General features: G+C 46.0%; 18 protein-coding genes. 5 read left to right on the forward strand and 13 right to left on the reverse strand.

The features are described from left to right. The 5 genes from AACQ42_RS10530 (at position 1) to AACQ42_RS10550 (ending at position 4,079) form a co-directional block, all read left to right on the forward strand. A complete protein-coding gene (locus AACQ42_RS10530) occupies positions 1 to 306 on the forward strand; it encodes a chaperone NapD (RefSeq protein WP_013868531.1) in 306 nt (101 codons plus the stop codon). Next, positions 303 to 2,792 carry a periplasmic nitrate reductase subunit alpha gene (gene napA, locus AACQ42_RS10535; RefSeq protein ID WP_094166349.1) on the forward strand — a complete coding sequence of 830 codons (2,490 nt, stop codon included), beginning with the start codon at positions 303 to 305 and terminating at the stop codon, positions 2,790 to 2,792. The genes AACQ42_RS10530 and napA overlap by 4 nt, the downstream gene beginning before the upstream one ends. A gap of 73 nt (positions 2,793 to 2,865) precedes the next feature. Further along, positions 2,866 to 3,321, forward strand: coding sequence for a nitrate reductase cytochrome c-type subunit (locus AACQ42_RS10540; protein ID WP_013868529.1), 456 nt, complete (start codon positions 2,866 to 2,868; stop codon positions 3,319 to 3,321). Positions 3,322 to 3,353: 32 nt separating this feature from the next. After that, positions 3,354 to 3,932, forward strand: a complete 579-nt coding sequence (locus AACQ42_RS10545) for a NapC/NirT family cytochrome c (RefSeq protein ID WP_094166350.1) — start codon at positions 3,354 to 3,356, stop codon at positions 3,930 to 3,932. A gap of 12 nt (positions 3,933 to 3,944) precedes the next feature. Next, entirely contained in the window at positions 3,945 to 4,079 is a 135-nt protein-coding gene (locus AACQ42_RS10550; RefSeq protein WP_094166351.1) for a TIGR02808 family protein, read from the forward strand. Between the two features lie 101 nt (positions 4,080 to 4,180). On the opposite strand, the gene secF is transcribed toward AACQ42_RS10550, so the two are convergent. The 13 genes from secF to srlA (AACQ42_RS10615) all read right to left on the reverse strand — a co-directional run bounded on the left by secF (position 4,181) and on the right by srlA (AACQ42_RS10615) (position 14,805). Then, positions 4,181 to 5,083, reverse strand: a complete 903-nt coding sequence (gene secF / locus AACQ42_RS10555; RefSeq protein WP_017042927.1) for a protein translocase subunit SecF — start codon at positions 5,081 to 5,083, stop codon at positions 4,181 to 4,183. Positions 5,084 to 5,085: 2 nt separating this feature from the next. Then, positions 5,086 to 6,924 (reverse strand): protein translocase subunit SecD, encoded by a 1,839-nt coding sequence (gene secD, locus AACQ42_RS10560; protein ID WP_017046966.1) that lies wholly within the window; start codon positions 6,922 to 6,924, stop codon positions 5,086 to 5,088. A gap of 97 nt (positions 6,925 to 7,021) precedes the next feature. Continuing rightward, the gene (locus AACQ42_RS10565) at positions 7,022 to 7,525 is read right to left on the reverse strand and encodes a hypothetical protein (RefSeq protein WP_013868524.1); all 504 of its coding nucleotides are present in this window, start codon (positions 7,523 to 7,525) and stop codon (positions 7,022 to 7,024) included. 92 nt (positions 7,526 to 7,617) lie between these two features. Further along, positions 7,618 to 8,295 carry an SH3 domain-containing protein gene (locus AACQ42_RS10570; RefSeq protein WP_231564213.1) on the reverse strand — a complete coding sequence of 226 codons (678 nt, stop codon included), beginning with the start codon at positions 8,293 to 8,295 and terminating at the stop codon, positions 7,618 to 7,620. 344 nt (positions 8,296 to 8,639) lie between these two features. Then, complete coding sequence (locus tag AACQ42_RS10575) at positions 8,640 to 8,996, reverse strand: PTS glucitol/sorbitol transporter subunit IIA (RefSeq protein ID WP_013868513.1); 357 nt, start codon at positions 8,994 to 8,996, stop codon at positions 8,640 to 8,642. A gap of 6 nt (positions 8,997 to 9,002) precedes the next feature. Beyond that, positions 9,003 to 9,974 carry a PTS glucitol/sorbitol transporter subunit IIB gene (gene srlE / locus AACQ42_RS10580; RefSeq protein WP_017045368.1) on the reverse strand — a complete coding sequence of 324 codons (972 nt, stop codon included), beginning with the start codon at positions 9,972 to 9,974 and terminating at the stop codon, positions 9,003 to 9,005. Continuing rightward, entirely contained in the window at positions 9,971 to 10,534 is a 564-nt protein-coding gene (gene srlA, locus AACQ42_RS10585; RefSeq protein ID WP_094166353.1) for a PTS glucitol/sorbitol transporter subunit IIC, read from the reverse strand. Before srlA (AACQ42_RS10585) ends, srlE (AACQ42_RS10580) begins: the two co-directional genes overlap by 4 nt. Before the next feature lie 192 nt (positions 10,535 to 10,726). After that, a complete protein-coding gene (gene srlR, locus AACQ42_RS10590) occupies positions 10,727 to 11,503 on the reverse strand; it encodes a glucitol operon DNA-binding transcriptional repressor SrlR (protein ID WP_013868510.1) in 777 nt (258 codons plus the stop codon). Positions 11,504 to 11,585: 82 nt separating this feature from the next. Then, the gene (locus AACQ42_RS10595) at positions 11,586 to 11,942 is read right to left on the reverse strand and encodes a transcriptional regulator GutM (protein ID WP_013868509.1); all 357 of its coding nucleotides are present in this window, start codon (positions 11,940 to 11,942) and stop codon (positions 11,586 to 11,588) included. A 95-nt stretch (positions 11,943 to 12,037) separates the two neighbouring features. Beyond that, positions 12,038 to 12,817, reverse strand: coding sequence for a sorbitol-6-phosphate dehydrogenase (srlD, locus tag AACQ42_RS10600; RefSeq protein ID WP_013868508.1), 780 nt, complete (start codon positions 12,815 to 12,817; stop codon positions 12,038 to 12,040). Between the two features lie 58 nt (positions 12,818 to 12,875). After that, complete coding sequence (locus tag AACQ42_RS10605) at positions 12,876 to 13,238, reverse strand: PTS glucitol/sorbitol transporter subunit IIA (protein ID WP_064626695.1); 363 nt, start codon at positions 13,236 to 13,238, stop codon at positions 12,876 to 12,878. 12 nt (positions 13,239 to 13,250) lie between these two features. Beyond that, positions 13,251 to 14,243, reverse strand: coding sequence for a PTS glucitol/sorbitol transporter subunit IIB (gene srlE, locus AACQ42_RS10610; RefSeq protein ID WP_019281637.1), 993 nt, complete (start codon positions 14,241 to 14,243; stop codon positions 13,251 to 13,253). Between the two features lie 13 nt (positions 14,244 to 14,256). Then, positions 14,257 to 14,805: a PTS glucitol/sorbitol transporter subunit IIC gene (gene srlA / locus AACQ42_RS10615; RefSeq protein WP_038148604.1), complete on the reverse strand. Its 549-nt coding sequence runs from the start codon at positions 14,803 to 14,805 to the stop codon at positions 14,257 to 14,259. Between the last annotated feature and the right edge of the window lie 196 nt (positions 14,806 to 15,001).

Raw genomic sequence — 15,001 nt, forward strand, 5'->3', positions numbered from 1 at the left:
ATGTCACTCAATGAAGTACATATTTCAAGTTTGATCGTTCACGTCGTACCTGAACATTTAGCAGCGCTCAAAGCGACAATCGAATCGTTTGAGAACGCCGAAGTGTATGGCCAAAGCAACGAAGGGAAAATGATCGTCGTTTTGGAAACGGAAAATCAAGGCTTCGTTACTGACACCATCGATGCGATTAACAACTTACCACATGTTCTCAGCACCGCTTTGGTTTATCACCAAATAGAAAGTGGGCTGGATGACACGGATACCAACACTGGAACACAACATTCCCACATTGAGGATGACGTATGAAAATGACAAGACGCGCGTTTGTGAAAGCAAACGCAGCCGCATCCGCAGCCGCTATCGCTGGTATTACTCTACCCGCCAGCGCTACAAACTTGATTGCCAGCTCAGACCAAACAAAAATCACTTGGGATAAAGCGCCTTGTCGTTTCTGCGGTACGGGCTGTTCAGTATTAATCGGTACTCAAAACGGCAAAGTGGTTGCCACACAAGGTGACCCTGAAGCGCCTGTTAACAAAGGGTTGAACTGTATTAAAGGCTACTTCCTTTCAAAAATCATGTATGGCAAAGATCGCTTAACACAACCACTGCTGCGCATGAAAGATGGCCAATACCATAAAGATGGAGAATTCACGCCAGTGTCGTGGGATCAGGCTTTCGATGTGATGGCTGAAAAGTGGAAACAAGCTCTAAAAGCGAAAGGGCCAACCAGTGTTGGCATGTTCGGTTCAGGCCAATGGACCGTGATGGAAGGTTACGCCGCCGTTAAACTAATGAAAGCGGGTTTTCGCTCTAATAACATTGATCCAAACGCTCGCCACTGCATGGCTTCAGCCGTTGTTGGATTTATGCGCACCTTTGGTATTGATGAACCGATGGGCTGCTATGATGATTTTGAACACGCTGATGCCTTTGTGCTTTGGGGTTCAAACATGGCCGAAATGCACCCGGTTCTTTGGACTCGTATTACCGATCGCCGTTTAAGTCACCCACACGTTAAAGTAAATGTCCTTTCGACTTATTATCATCGTTCGTTTGAGCTGGCCGACCACGGTTACATTTTCCACCCACAAAGTGACCTTGCCATCGCCAACTTCATCGCCAACTACATCATTCAAAACAATGCGGTGAACTGGGATTTCGTCAATAAACATACTCACTTCAAACAAGCGACTACGGATATTGGTTATGGCCTGCGTGACGAGCACCCACTGCAAGTTAAAGCGAAAAATGCCAACTCCGGTGATGTGACTGCGATTGACTTTGAAGCTTATAAAGCCTCGGTTGCACCTTATACGGTTGAAAAAGCCGCGCAAATGTCAGGCGTTGCCGAAGATAAACTGATCGCGCTTGCAAAACAGTACGCTGACCCTAACACAAAAGTGATGTCATTGTGGACTATGGGCATGAACCAACACACTCGCGGTGTTTGGATGCAAAGTTTGGTCTACAACCTGCACTTACTGACGGGCAAAATTGCCACACCTGGCAATAGTCCATTTTCATTAACAGGCCAACCATCCGCTTGCGGCACGGCACGTGAAGTCGGAACCTTTTCTCACCGCTTGCCAGCTGACATGGTGGTGGCAAACCCCAAACATCGCGCGATTGCTGAAAAAACATGGAAGCTTCCGCAAGGCACCATTCCTGAAAAACCGGGCTTTCACGCGGTACTTCAAGACCGAATGCTCAAAGATGGCAAACTCAACGCTTACTGGGTGCAGTGTAATAACAACATGCAAGCAGGCCCGAATATTAACGAAGAACGTTTACCGGGTTATCGCAACCCAGAAAACTTTATCGTTGTGTCTGATCCGTATCCAACAGCCACAGCACAAGCGGCCGACTTAGTGCTCCCTACCGCAATGTGGGTAGAAAAAGAAGGCGCTTACGGCAATGCTGAACGCCGCACTCAAGCTTGGTATCAGCAAGTTGGCACGGTAGGCGAAGCAAAATCAGACTCATGGCAAGTGATGGAGTTCTCTAAACGCTTCAAAATGGAAGAAGTGTGGCCTGAAGAATTACTCGCCAAAGCGCCACAATATCGCGGTAAAACCCTGTTTGATGTGCTGTTCAGAAACGGACAGGTTGATCAATTCCCGCTTGAAGAAGCGCGTGAACTGAACGATGACGCACATCACTTCGGTTTCTATGTACAAAAAGGGTTATTTGAAGAGTACGCCAGCTTCGGACGCGGTCACGGCCACGACTTAGCGCCTTATGATACCTATCATAACGTTCGCGGCTTACGCTGGCCGGTTGTGGATGGCAAAGAAACGTTATGGCGCTTTAAAGAAGGCTCTGACCCTTATGCGAAAAAAGGATCTGATTGGGATTTCTACGGCAAACCGGATGGTAAAGCGTGGATCATCTCCGCTCCTTATGAAGCGCCGCCGGAATCACCTGATGCCGAATTTGATATGTGGCTGTGTACGGGCCGCGTGTTAGAACACTGGCACACCGGTACTATGACGCGGCGCGTGCCTGAACTTTATAAAGCCGTACCCGATGCGCTCTGTTACATCCACCCAGACGACGCCAAAGCGCGTGGGTTACGACGTGGTGATGAAGTATTGATTTCCAACAAACGCGGCGAAGTTCGTGTTCGTGTGGAAACGCGCGGCCGAAATCGTCCACCGCATGGTTTGGTCTTTATCCCATTCTTTGATGCTCGCATTTTGATTAACAAGCTGATTTTAGATGCCACGGACCCACTGTCGAAGCAGACAGACTTCAAAAAATGTCCGGTAAAAATCACTAAAGTAGCGTAAGCCAGTTAATGAATGCATCGGCTGCCCTATGGGGAGCCGATCTCAGAATGAGCCATTAGGCGGAGAATTTAAGATGAAAAAACTACTGATCGCCCTTTTATCTTTTGGGGCTTTATTTGGCCAAACGGTACAGGCGGAACTGAATAACCCCGGCGGCAACGGTGGGCTGGAATCGCTGCGTGGCGCAACGCAACTTGAAGAGACTCGTCCTGCAGACGACTTTAAGAAGTACCCAAGAGATCAAGCGCTTGAAAGCGAATATGTCTATCAGCCACCTTTGATCCCGCATAACATTCGTGGCTACGAAGTGTCGCTAAACGCCAATAAGTGCCTTGCTTGCCACAGTTGGAAAAATGCCAAAGAGATGGGCGCAACCAAAATCAGTGTGACCCACTATGTTAACCGTGAAGATGCGGTGCTAGCTGACGTCTCACCGCGCCGTTACTTCTGTTTACAGTGCCATGTACCGCAAGCCATTGCGAAGCCTTTGGTGGAAAATGAGTTCAAATCCGTTGATTCACTTCGCTAATCGTAGCCAGATAATAACTTAAGAGGCTATTTATGAAATTATTAAAAGCGTTTTGGAAAAGGCTCACAAGCCCAAGTAAAGCGGCCGTTGGCATCGTATTGTTCATGGGGTTTGCAGGTGGTCTGCTATTTTGGGGCGCATTTAACACCGGTATGGAAGCAACAAACTCAGAAGAATTCTGCTCAGGCTGTCATGCACCAATTGTGTCTGAGATCCAAGAGACGATTCACTATTCTAACCGTTCCGGCGTACGTGCTATCTGCTCTGACTGCCATGTTCCCCATGAGTGGACAGACAAGATTATCCGCAAAGTGCAAGCATCCAAAGAGTTGTTTGCTCATGTGGTATTAGGCACCATTAGCACACCCGAAAAGTTTCAAGCACGTCGAGCACATCTCGCGGAGCGTGAGTGGTCACGATTGAAAAATAATGACTCATTAGAGTGCCGCAACTGCCATGAGTTCGAATACATGGATTTTTCAGAGCAAGGTCCACGCAGTGCCAAACAGCACTCTACCGCCCTTGCTAGTGGTGAAAAAACCTGTGTCGATTGCCATAAAGGTATTGCACATAAACTGCCAGACATGCAAGGCGTTGAAGGCTGGCAATAGGAGAATTAACCCATGAGTACATTAGAATCGGTGATTTGGCATATTCTTGGTTACAGCGCGATGCCTGTTATTATCTTCGGCGGCTTTGCGGTGGTTGCCGCCATTTCACTTTGGTTGCTGTCACTGAGTAAAGATAAAGAACTATAAATTACACTTCCTACCGTAATTTATAGTCAACTACCAATAAAAATCCGCCTGTGCATAAGGCGGATTTTTTTACTTCACTTTAAATGACATGCGCAGAAATACTAAGGCGCGGAATCCACCACTACGGGCAAGTAATGTTTAGGTTCAAGTTTCAACCACTCTGGTAACACAGTCCCGATTGAGATTGAAGACCAAGTTCCAGAAATAATACCGATGAACATTGCAATAGCAAACCCTTCAAGCGGCTCCCCGCCCATTAACCACAATGCGGAAACGGTGAGTAATGTCGTACCCGAAGTCACCATAGTGCGTGAGAACGTCGCAATCACGGCTTGGTCGGTAATCTCTTTGGTTGGCGTACTTTGCTTGGCCACGAGCAATTCACGAATACGGTCGGCAATGATAATGGAGTCGTTCAATGAATAACCTAATACCGCCAGTACCGCCGCAAACACGGTTAGGTTGAACTCCATCTGTGTCAGAGCAAAGAAACCGAGCACTAAAATAACGTCATGCAGCAAGGCCAACAACGAGCCGCTCGCTAAACGCCATTCAAAGCGGAAACACAAGTAACCTAAGATACACAGTAAGCAGATCATCAACGCTAAACTACCTTGCTCCACCAGATCTTGTCCCACTTGCGAGCCGACCATACTGTTGCTCACCACCGTCACATGCTCAGAGACGTCGCTGAGCAAAGTTGGAATGTTAGGCGTCTCTTGATCGCTTTCAGGAAGAGCGTAGCGGATAACCCAACGTCCTTCTTCACCTGCTTTGGTGAGCATCGTTGAATCTCCTAATGTAGGTTTCAACGCTTGCAGTAACTCTTTGTTGGTGAGGGTTTTATCGACCGTGACTTCGGTGACCATCCCACCAGTAAAATCCAAACCCATGTTGAGGCCTTTCACACCAAACGCCACTAATGAGATCAGCATCAATGTCACAGAAAGTACGCTCGTGATGTAACGAATTGGACGAATATGGCTTTTCAAATAATCAATCATGTTTATACCCTTACATCACGACGAGCATCTCGTCCCCAAATGAGATTGATAACCGCACGCGAAGCAAACACACCGCTGAACATACTGGTCATAATGCCGAGCCCTAAGGTCAGGGCAAAGCCTTGGATTGGACCATTACCGATCGAATACAGAATCACGGCGGTGATCATAGTGGTGACGTTGGCGTCAAGAATGGTGCTAAAGGCGCTGCTAAACCCAGAATCAATCGCTTGGGCGAAATTACGTCCTTCTGCAATTTTGTCTTTGATGCGTTCAAAAATTAGCACGTTGGTATCGACGGCCATGCCAACCGTCAAAACTAGACCTGCAATCCCCGGCAAGGTCAGCACAGCACCCGGCAATAAGGCAATCAGACCAATGAGACACACCATGTTAAACAGCAACGCCGCGTTCGCCACCCAACCTAAACGGCGATACCAAAGCGCCATAAAAGTCAGCGTTAATGCCATACCTAAGGCTAATGCGGCAAAACCATTTTGAATGTTTTCTGCGCCCAATGAAGCGCCGATGGTACGCTCCTCTACGATAGTCACAGGCGCGGTTAATGAACCAGCGCGCAGCAATAAAGCCAGCTGCTGTGCTTCTTCCATCGAACCTGCACCAGTGATTCTAAATTGGCTACCCAGCTGCGATTGAATGGTCGCAACACTGATCACTTTTTCGCTACGCTCTGTTTCGCCACGAGCATTGGTGGTGTATTCACGGTACACGGTCGCCATCGGCTTACCGATATGCTTGGATGAAAAATCACTCATGATTTTGCCACCCGCGTGGTCAAGCGAGATGTTGACCTCAGACATTCCCACTTGGTCAATACCTGCGCGCGCATTAACAATGTGATCGCCGGTTAATACAGGGCGTTTAGTAAGTACAACATTGCGGCCATTTTCATCTTTTAGCACAATGTCTTGCGACGTAAACGCTTCGCTGGGTGATTTCGCCTCATAAAAAGCAAGGCTCGCCGTCGCACCAATCACGTTTTTCGCTTGTGATGGGTCTTGCACGCCCGGTAATTCGATACGAATGCTGTGTTCACCTTGGCGCTGAACCATAGCTTCAGTGATGCCTAGCTCTTCAATGCGATCACGCATAATCTTGAGGTTCTGTTGCAGCGTCGTTGATTGGAAATCGACTCGATTCTGTTTTGAAGGCTTGATCAGCAGTTGATCAGAAGAGCGTTGGATATCCCACCCTGAGTAAGTCTCTTTAAGAAATGCATTGATTTTATTGAGATCTTCCGCTGAATTGCTCATTACTTTGAAGCCATCAATACCTTCAGAGCTAACTTTCACGCTGCGAAGACGCTCGTCACGAAGCTTATCTTTCACGGTATCGATCATGCTGTCACGCTGCTCTTGGAACGCTTTATCCACGTCAACGTTCAGCAAAAATTGCACACCACCACGCAGATCCAACCCTAGTTTAATCGGGTTAAAACCTAAATTTGTCAACCATGTTGGTGCAACCGAAACGTAAGAGAACGTAATACTGTCTTCTTTTTCAATCATGCCATCGAGTAATTCTCTGGCGTGTGTTTGCTGGACTTCATCAGCAAAGACTAAGGTCGTTTTCCCACCTTGCTGCTGTATGTTTTGTACCGCAATATCGTTTTTTTCGAGTAGATGAGTTAATTCCACGACTGAATTAAGCGTCTCATTTTTAGCGGAGACTTGCAGTTGAATCGACGGCTGTTCGCCGTACCAGGTGGGTATAGCGCTCAAGGCAAGCACAACCAAAGTGGCGGCCAATACGATATACTTCCACGCAGAATAGTGATTAATAAGACGTGCTGACGCCTTTTTATTTTGTGTTTTTTTCATACCAATCCTCTCAGCAAAGCTGAGTTGTTATTACTTTAAATGAACAAGTTAAATGAACAAGCGAGTGACTTTGTCACTTGATATAAAGTAAGAGGGATCAGTACTGGCTATTTAACGCCACATACATGGCATTCGTTTCTTTCCAACCAGAAATTCTGTGGTTAGAACTATAGGGGCGAGCTTGCCATGCCGCCAACTCAGCGACAGGAAAAAGATAAAGCCTAAAGGGAGCGACGGTGACGTCGTAATTGGGCGTGTTATCGACAAAAGTGGGGCCATCGTATTCAACGACTCGGGAAGTTACTCCCCAACGAGATGCGGTGACGATTGCAGCAGAAGTGTCTGAGTGAAGCGATTTTGATACGGGTGGAGCCGTTTGTTTATCTTGTTGATCAGAGATAGGTTGTTGAATAGCAATAGCTTGAGGCAATGTTTGCTGATGAACAATCGCCGTGAGCGAGGTTTTTTCACCATGTTGTAGGATAACTTTACGTTCAGCGTGGCTGTGCGTTTCACTCTCAATTAAATAGCCGAACGCTTGCGAAGGCAGAACCACCGCAAGAAGCGTAAACCAGACATATTTAATAAAGTGCCAATGCATGAAAAAATCATTCCTCTCAACTCAAGCAGGCATCATATTCCTGACAACCATAAGCCTCAAGTAAAAAGATCTAAATGCTCTTATCACTTTAGCTAATGAGAAGCGTAAAATATTTCTTTGCTTTGTATATCAAAGTAAATTTTGTTGGCTAACTTGCGGCCACCACAATACACAAAATAAACCTCACGTTCTTGATATTTGAGCGACTTTACCCAGCCACCAAGCTCTTCAAAATCTTCTGGTACGCAGGTTTCATTTTTCAGCAACTCATCGGTTTTCTGCACAAAAGCCGTTTCATAGAGTTTAAAATCATCCGAATTCGCAATGTACTGCGTGACCGTTTTACGGCGCTCCTCTGCCGTGATCAGCGGGGCTTGCTCCACTAAACCATCCAAAGGTATCCACTCCGCGACTTCCGGCCCGTTTTCCTCATAGACAAAATAATCGGTAATGCGGCCAAAACCTGCTTTGCGCTCCAAGATTTTAACCTTATCACCACGGTATAGAACCCGCTCAACAAACGCTTGTGCATCGGGCTTTTCTCTTACTCCGAGCCTTGCTAAATCGACATATAAATCATTAACAAGCGGTTTTGGTGGCAAGGCCGTTTTAGGAGCCGCCTCAGTGGTTGGCACTTGTTCTTCATCGTTCGAACTCGACGAATCGGCCTGCAGTGCTTCTTGCTCGGGAAGATAGTAAAGAAAGTAATAGCCAGCCCCCGAGCCCGCCAGCCCAAGCAGCAATAATAGAAACATCAGCATTTTTTTCATCTTGCTGCTCATTCCTTTCTTGTTGTGCGCAACCTTGTTCGGCGCGGCACGCTTTAATTGTTCGTTAATTATAGTTGAAATCTCCGAATGTCATTTTTACTCACTATTCGAACCAATAGCGATACTAACGACAGCCTAATCCTGAACTTGATGCTATGCGTCAATCTTATGCAAAATCAGTCCCTTTTATTGGGTGAAGCTCCCACTATCATCATGAACCATATCATTATCAAGCTCATGAATCGTACCGATACGACAGCGCTTACCAGCTATTTGGCTCCTTTTAAAACAGGAGCCTTTTTTCTTAGATATGCCTAATCACAATCAAGCCACATTCCACCATTTTAACCAAACATCAGCACATCACCATGTTGAAGCACTTCTAATTTAGGACCGAGTAAATGGATGGTACCCGGCAATTCTGGGATTCGCTGACCGTCAAATTTAAGTGTTACATGCCCAAGCTCCGCAAGATTTTGGTTCGCCACACTGCCGACTGCCGTCACAACAAAACCGAGATCCCCAATTAATAAAGTGGTGTTGTGGTCAATCAATCCATACAACGAAGATCCCGAGTGTATGAAGCAATATTCCTTCACCGCATCAGGGGCGCTCGGGCCGAATAAAATCACCATATCATCATGCAGTGAGTCTTTAGCATAATCGCCAGCGGACAAAATCGTCGTTTGATACTGAAGCATATGCCCTCACTGATAAATGAAGAATGAGATAAGCCAAGCAATCAGCACCGTTGGCGCACCTGTAAGAAAACGAGAGTAAAGTACCGAAGGCACACCGACCTGTACCGTTTCGGGCTTAGCGTCTGCAAGGCCAAGCCCTACAGGGATGAAATCACAAGCAGCTTGAGCATTTATGGCAAACAAAGCGGGTAATGCTAAGTGCGGTGGGATATTTCCCATACCGATCTGAGTCCCGATAAGTACACCGATCACTTGCGCAATCACCGCACCTGGTCCAAGAAAGGGTGACAGAAACGGAAATGAACAGATCAAAGCAATCGTCAGTAAACCGATCGGGTTCCCTGCTAATGGCTCCAAAGTATGAGCAATTAAATCACCTAACCCAGACGCGAGAATAACCCCAATCAACATTGAAACAAACGCCATAAAAGGCAGAATGGTTTTAAGTACGGTATCAATGGTTTCACGCCCAGCCTGATTAAAGGTCGCCATCACCGAGCCCATACCGATCCCCACTTTAGCCAGTAAGCTATCTGTTTGTTGGCTAAGCTTCTTCGTCGTGTCAATGGATTGGGGCTGAGATAGGATTGGCTCACAAAACGTGGTTTTGTGATCATCTACCAAGGAAAAACAACCACTGCGTATGCCAGATGCATAAATATCTTCCTGAATATACTGTGCTAAAGGGCCACTTTGGCCTGTAGCATGGATATTTAATGTCGGAATACCTTTTTTGGGATAAAGCCCACAACGCAATGTGCCACCACAGTCAATCACTACACAAGCGACTCGTTCATCGGGAACGAAATGTTCAAAGCCGTTAACCGCTTGCATGCCCGTCAACGCCACCATCTCATCAATAAAATGGGGACGAGTCCCTGCTGTGATGTAGATGATCTTCTTGTCAACCTCAACCGGAATGAATAGCGGGCCACCCCATCCACCCTGCCCTCGGTTTACTTTCAATACCGTCATCATTTTTCCTCAACCACGTTAAGATCGACTTTATCGCTGAATACTACACCTTGTTGTCTAGCCACAAACATAGTCGTCATATCGGTTATCCAACCGCGTAAAAAGTTGGTCACTAAGCCAACCAGCAAATAGGAAATAGCGAGAGGACCGAGCGATAAGCCCTGTTGAGTGATCCCAGCGGCAATGCCTAGATAAATAAACAATTCACTAGGATTTACATGAGGGAACATACCATTCATGGTGTGGCAACTGTAGGAGGCAGAGGCATAATAAGAAGGTTTGTACTTTTCAGGTAAGAAACGCCCTAGGCTGAGCACCATGGGATTACAAAAAACAAAGGTTCCTACTGTCGGCAAGAGCAAATAGCGAGATATAGGATTAGACGCACTTTTCTGAGCTAACACTTCTATGCGCTGTTGGCCAATAAAACGGATCAGCGCATTCATGGCAACTAATAAACAGATCAGCACTGGGAGTACTTGTGCCACCATTTCGCTAAACACTTCACCGCCTTTCTCAAACAGACCAATAAACCATTCCGCTCCCTCGATTATCCAATCCATACCTTCGGCTCTTAAATTATGTGGGGATAGTCGGAGTGTTTCCGTTATTGATATATTGAAAAAGAGGCAAAAGAGAAAAGCGTGAATTCAATCACCGATAACTTTTATTTTAAAAGTAAAAAATTGAAATCGGCGACAAAATAAAAAGAAAGCCAACTGGCCTCCTTTCATAAATGGGGTTTATGGAGTGACTTAGGAGCCAACGGTGATCACTTGGATACCTTTCTCTTCCAAATACGTCCGATCCTCTGCTGCGATAAGGTTATCTGTGACAACTATATCGATTTTATCTAGCGGAACCACCACGTTAGGACTACGACGGCCAAACTTACTTGAATCGGTCACGACAATGATCTGATTGGCTGCTTGGCACATCGCCTGGCTGACTTGATACGCTTCGTTGTAGGTTGTTGTTCCCTGCGCGAGGTCAAAACCATCAGCACCAATAAAGAGTTTATCGAAAGAAAACTGTTTAAATGCTTGCTCTGCCAGCGTGCCATGGAAAGACGCTGATTTTCGGCGATACGTTCCGCCCGGAACCAATACAGTATGTTCCGCATCCAAATTCGCTACTGCGTTTACGATGTGAATACTGTTCGTCATCAATGTCAGTGACATCACCTGTTCAAAATGCGGCACCATCTGCAGTGTGGTACTGCCACAGTCCAGAATGATCGAATCCCCATCCTTGACCAGTTGTGAAGCGGCTTTAGCGATTAAGCATTTACGTTCAAGGTTCACCGTCTGCTTTTCATCCATCGAACGGTCTTCCAAAATGACACTATTAGCGATACAAGCTTCAGCTGCTCCGTAACGGCGAATAACAAGCCCTTCTTCCTCTAACGAACGTAAATCACTGCGTATTGTAGCTCCTGATGTTTCAAAGGTATCGGCCAGATCATTCACTGACGTTTTCCCATTAACACGCAGATAATCCAGCAACTGCGCTCTTCTGTTATCTAAATTCATAGCATCAACTTCATTATTAAACTGATAGCAGTTTACAATAGTTCCCTTTCAACTTAAAAGGAAAAGGGGGAACATTCTTTCATTACTGCCTAGAAATTGCGACGTTTAACGCTTCTTGAACATTAGAATCCAGTTGAAATATGAGTGATTCAGGGATAGGTAGTGATTGACCAATGAGTTGATCTAGTGTCTTTGGTCTAGCAAATACAGAAATACCCTTCATCACTTGGGCATCTACAACATGCTGATCTTCATCTTCAACCAACACCAGTACGGTACGCGGTTTCCATCGGCTTTGGGTGCGGCCTATCTTGACTTTCCCTTTATGAGTCATAGATTGAAGCATCCGATTAAAAGATCGAATCTGCAAATAACCTAAGACGATCTGTATCATCCAAGCTCCTGCAGCAAAATAAATAAGTACCGTTGTTGAGTCCATCTCATACCTCTTGTCAAAAAGGGGCAAGCATAACGCCTGCCCAATATAATCTGCCCTTATTCTAGGAGCATAGGGCTTAATCCATGGGGGATGGATTAGAACATTACCTGACCACCCGTGATATTGATCGATTGACCAGTACAATAGGCGGCTTCATCGCTGGCGTAAAACTTCAGTACATTGAGAACATCCTGATATTCACATCCTGCCTTAAGTGGCACTTTATCGATATAAATCTGTTCAACCTCTGATTCCGGTACACCCAATTTTTTCGCATACTGAGGTAGCAGTGATTGGAACATAGGGCTTTTCAACAAGTTACCCAACATCAAAGAATGCACCGTGATTTTGTGTTCCGCTAAATCTAACGCAAGTGACTGAGTCAGGCCAACCCCACCAAATTTGGCCGCTGAGTAACCACTGTTATGCTTTGAACCCACTTTACCCGACTTTGAGTTGATCTGAATAATGCGCCCACCACGTTGTTCACGAATCATTACTTTTGATACTTCTCGTGCACAGAGGAAATACCCCGTTAGGTTTACGTCAATCGATAGCTGCCAAGCAGTCAGTGGGAAACCGTCAATCTTGCCAGCCTGAGCCACACCAGCGCTGTAAACCAGCAGATCAATCCGTCCAAAAAATTCATCTATTTGCCTAACCATATTCACTACACTTTGCTCTTTGGTGGCATCTACCTCCACACCCAGTGCTGTAGCCTGGCCGTATTCTTGATTAATTCTATTAGCCACCTTTTCAGCACTGCAACCATTTAAATCGGCGACCGCAACTCGGTAACCTTCATTAGCCAAACCTAAGCACAGAAATTCACCTAGAGTCTGACCACCACCAACCACTAACGCAACTTTACTCATAACTTACACCTTACTTAGAGGGTGCCCCATCGTAGGCATAGAGCACCCATACTGACTATTAATTTAAAAAGACAATTTCATCACCGCAGCGCACTTGCTGAGGTCGATCACCATTGACATGAAGACAACCCGGATATTCAGCTTCAACTAAGGCATCAAACCGTATGGTAATGTGCCCAAGCTCTGCAAGGTTTTGATTGACCACCTCACCAACCGCTGTAATCGGATACTGATACCTTCCCAATTGCATCACACCACCGGGTTTGATATTCCCCTTGAGTGCGTCATGCGTGTGGATGAAGCAATACTCTGCCGCATCTTTTGGGGCAATATTACTGAAGATGATCATCATATCGTCTTCCAACGCACTATTGGCAAACTCACCAATGCTCTCGATCTTGACTTGATATAGTGGCGACATTGCTCTCCCCTCCTATTGATAGATAAATAGAGACACAAACCAAGCCAGTAGAACGGTAGGTGCGCCCGTAAGGAAGCGTGAATACAGTACCGAAGGAACACCTATTTCAACGGTTCTCGGCTTAGCTTCCGCCATACCCAACCCAACCGGGATGAAATCACAAGCCGCTTGAGCATTGATGGCAAATAAAGCGGGCAACGCGAGATGTGGTGGTATATTGCCAAGACCAATTTGGGTGCCGACTAATACACCAATAACTTGAGCGATAACCGCACCGGGGCCAAGGAATGGAGAAAGCAGCGGGAACGAGCAGATCAACGCGAGCGTTACTAACCCTAGTGGATTTTGCGCCAAAGGCGTCAATACATGCGCGATCACATCGCCCAAACCAGAGGCAATGATCACCCCAATCAGCATTGAGACGAATGCCATAAACGGCAAAATCGTTTTCAAAATGGTATCAATGGCTTCACGCCCAGCTTGGTAGAAGGTCGCCATCACCGACCCCATCCCAATGCCAATCCGAGCCAACAAGCTGTCACTTTGCTGAGTTAGTTTTTTACTCGTATCGTATTTGTTTGTCGCCAGACTCTCGTTAGAGAGTTCATCTCTTAGTGGTGGTTGCATTGATCCACCCTCGCTACCTACTAGTTGAATGTCACACTCACGCACACCCGATACATAAATATCTTCAGTGATGAATTCAGCCAATGGTCCACTTTTACCCGTAGCGTGAATATTAACTGTCGGTATCCGTTTTTTGGGATACAAACCGCAGCGCAATGTTCCACCACAGTCGATGACCGCTACGCCAATGTCTTCATCGGGCACACTAGTTTTAAAACCATCAACCGCTTCATAACCGGTAAGCTCAACAATACGGTCGACAATTGCAGGGCGAGTACCACCCGTAATGTAAAACACCTTTTTATCGGCTTCGATCGGCAACTCCAATGGGCCACCCCAACCGCCACTACCTTTCTGTATACGTAATACTTTCGTCATTTTTATTGCCCCATTAACCTACGTGAACCTGACGCTCTAACTGAACACCCTGTTGACGTTCAACCATAGTTGTAGTGAAGTCAGTGACCCACCCACGGAAGAAATTAGTCACCATACCAACCAACAAATAGCTAACCGCAAGAGGTCCAAGCGGCAGACCGAGCGTTGTCAGGCCACTAGCAATACCTAGATAGACAAACAACTCACCAGGGTTAATGTGCGGAAACAAACCATTCATCGAGTGACAGCTATATGAAGCCGCCGCGTAATAGGAAGGTTTATAACGTTCAGGTAAAAAACGACCGAGACTCAATGTCATCGGGTTACAGAAAATGAAGGTGCCGATAACTGGCAATATCAAATAGCGAGAGATCGGATTGCCAGCACTACTCTGTGCCAGTTTCTCCACTCGTTCTTGACCCACCAATCGGATAAGCGCATTCATCGCCACCAGCAGTGCAATTAATAAAGGTAAAATACCGGTTACCATCCCCGTAAACACCTCTCCTCCTTTTTGAAATAGTCCGATAAACCATTCCGCTCCGTGAATTATCCATTCCATAATCAAACCTCATTGTTGTTATTGGCTTAGTGTCAAAGTACGTATTTATACTTCCACTTTAAATTTCAAATTAAAAGAATTGGCTTTCATTTTAATGACGATGATCACGAAATAATTTTCATAACGAAAACAATAACAACGAAATAACAAGGGATGAAAACGAATTAACAACCAGAGGCATCACCCATTCCTGAGC

The sequence above is a fragment of the Vibrio sp. V12_P9A6T4 genome (genome assembly GCF_963874835.1).
Classification (GTDB): domain Bacteria; phylum Pseudomonadota; class Gammaproteobacteria; order Enterobacterales; family Vibrionaceae; genus Vibrio; species Vibrio anguillarum.

What these genes read in the sequence shown, in the direction of transcription:
- AACQ42_RS10530 (WP_013868531.1), top strand. Translation starts at nt 1, where the DNA reads ATGTCACTCAATGAAGTACATATTTCAAGTTTGATCGTTCACGTCGTA.
- napA (WP_094166349.1), top strand. Translation starts at nt 303, where the DNA reads ATGAAAATGACAAGACGCGCGTTTGTGAAAGCAAACGCAGCCGCATCC.
- AACQ42_RS10540 (WP_013868529.1), top strand. Translation starts at nt 2,866, where the DNA reads ATGAAAAAACTACTGATCGCCCTTTTATCTTTTGGGGCTTTATTTGGC.
- AACQ42_RS10545 (WP_094166350.1), top strand. Translation starts at nt 3,354, where the DNA reads ATGAAATTATTAAAAGCGTTTTGGAAAAGGCTCACAAGCCCAAGTAAA.
- AACQ42_RS10550 (WP_094166351.1), top strand. Translation starts at nt 3,945, where the DNA reads ATGAGTACATTAGAATCGGTGATTTGGCATATTCTTGGTTACAGCGCG.
- secF (WP_017042927.1), bottom strand. Translation starts at nt 5,083, where the DNA reads ATGATTGATTATTTGAAAAGCCATATTCGTCCAATTCGTTACATCACG.
- secD (WP_017046966.1), bottom strand. Translation starts at nt 6,924, where the DNA reads ATGAAAAAAACACAAAATAAAAAGGCGTCAGCACGTCTTATTAATCAC.
- AACQ42_RS10565 (WP_013868524.1), bottom strand. Translation starts at nt 7,525, where the DNA reads ATGCATTGGCACTTTATTAAATATGTCTGGTTTACGCTTCTTGCGGTG.
- AACQ42_RS10570 (WP_231564213.1), bottom strand. Translation starts at nt 8,295, where the DNA reads ATGAAAAAAATGCTGATGTTTCTATTATTGCTGCTTGGGCTGGCGGGC.
- AACQ42_RS10575 (WP_013868513.1), bottom strand. Translation starts at nt 8,996, where the DNA reads ATGCTTCAGTATCAAACGACGATTTTGTCCGCTGGCGATTATGCTAAA.
- srlE (WP_017045368.1), bottom strand. Translation starts at nt 9,974, where the DNA reads ATGATGACGGTATTGAAAGTAAACCGAGGGCAGGGTGGATGGGGTGGC.
- srlA (WP_094166353.1), bottom strand. Translation starts at nt 10,534, where the DNA reads ATGGATTGGATAATCGAGGGAGCGGAATGGTTTATTGGTCTGTTTGAG.
- srlR (WP_013868510.1), bottom strand. Translation starts at nt 11,503, where the DNA reads ATGAATTTAGATAACAGAAGAGCGCAGTTGCTGGATTATCTGCGTGTT.
- AACQ42_RS10595 (WP_013868509.1), bottom strand. Translation starts at nt 11,942, where the DNA reads ATGGACTCAACAACGGTACTTATTTATTTTGCTGCAGGAGCTTGGATG.
- srlD (WP_013868508.1), bottom strand. Translation starts at nt 12,817, where the DNA reads ATGAGTAAAGTTGCGTTAGTGGTTGGTGGTGGTCAGACTCTAGGTGAA.
- AACQ42_RS10605 (WP_064626695.1), bottom strand. Translation starts at nt 13,238, where the DNA reads ATGTCGCCACTATATCAAGTCAAGATCGAGAGCATTGGTGAGTTTGCC.
- srlE (WP_019281637.1), bottom strand. Translation starts at nt 14,243, where the DNA reads ATGACGAAAGTATTACGTATACAGAAAGGTAGTGGCGGTTGGGGTGGC.
- srlA (WP_038148604.1), bottom strand. Translation starts at nt 14,805, where the DNA reads ATGGAATGGATAATTCACGGAGCGGAATGGTTTATCGGACTATTTCAA.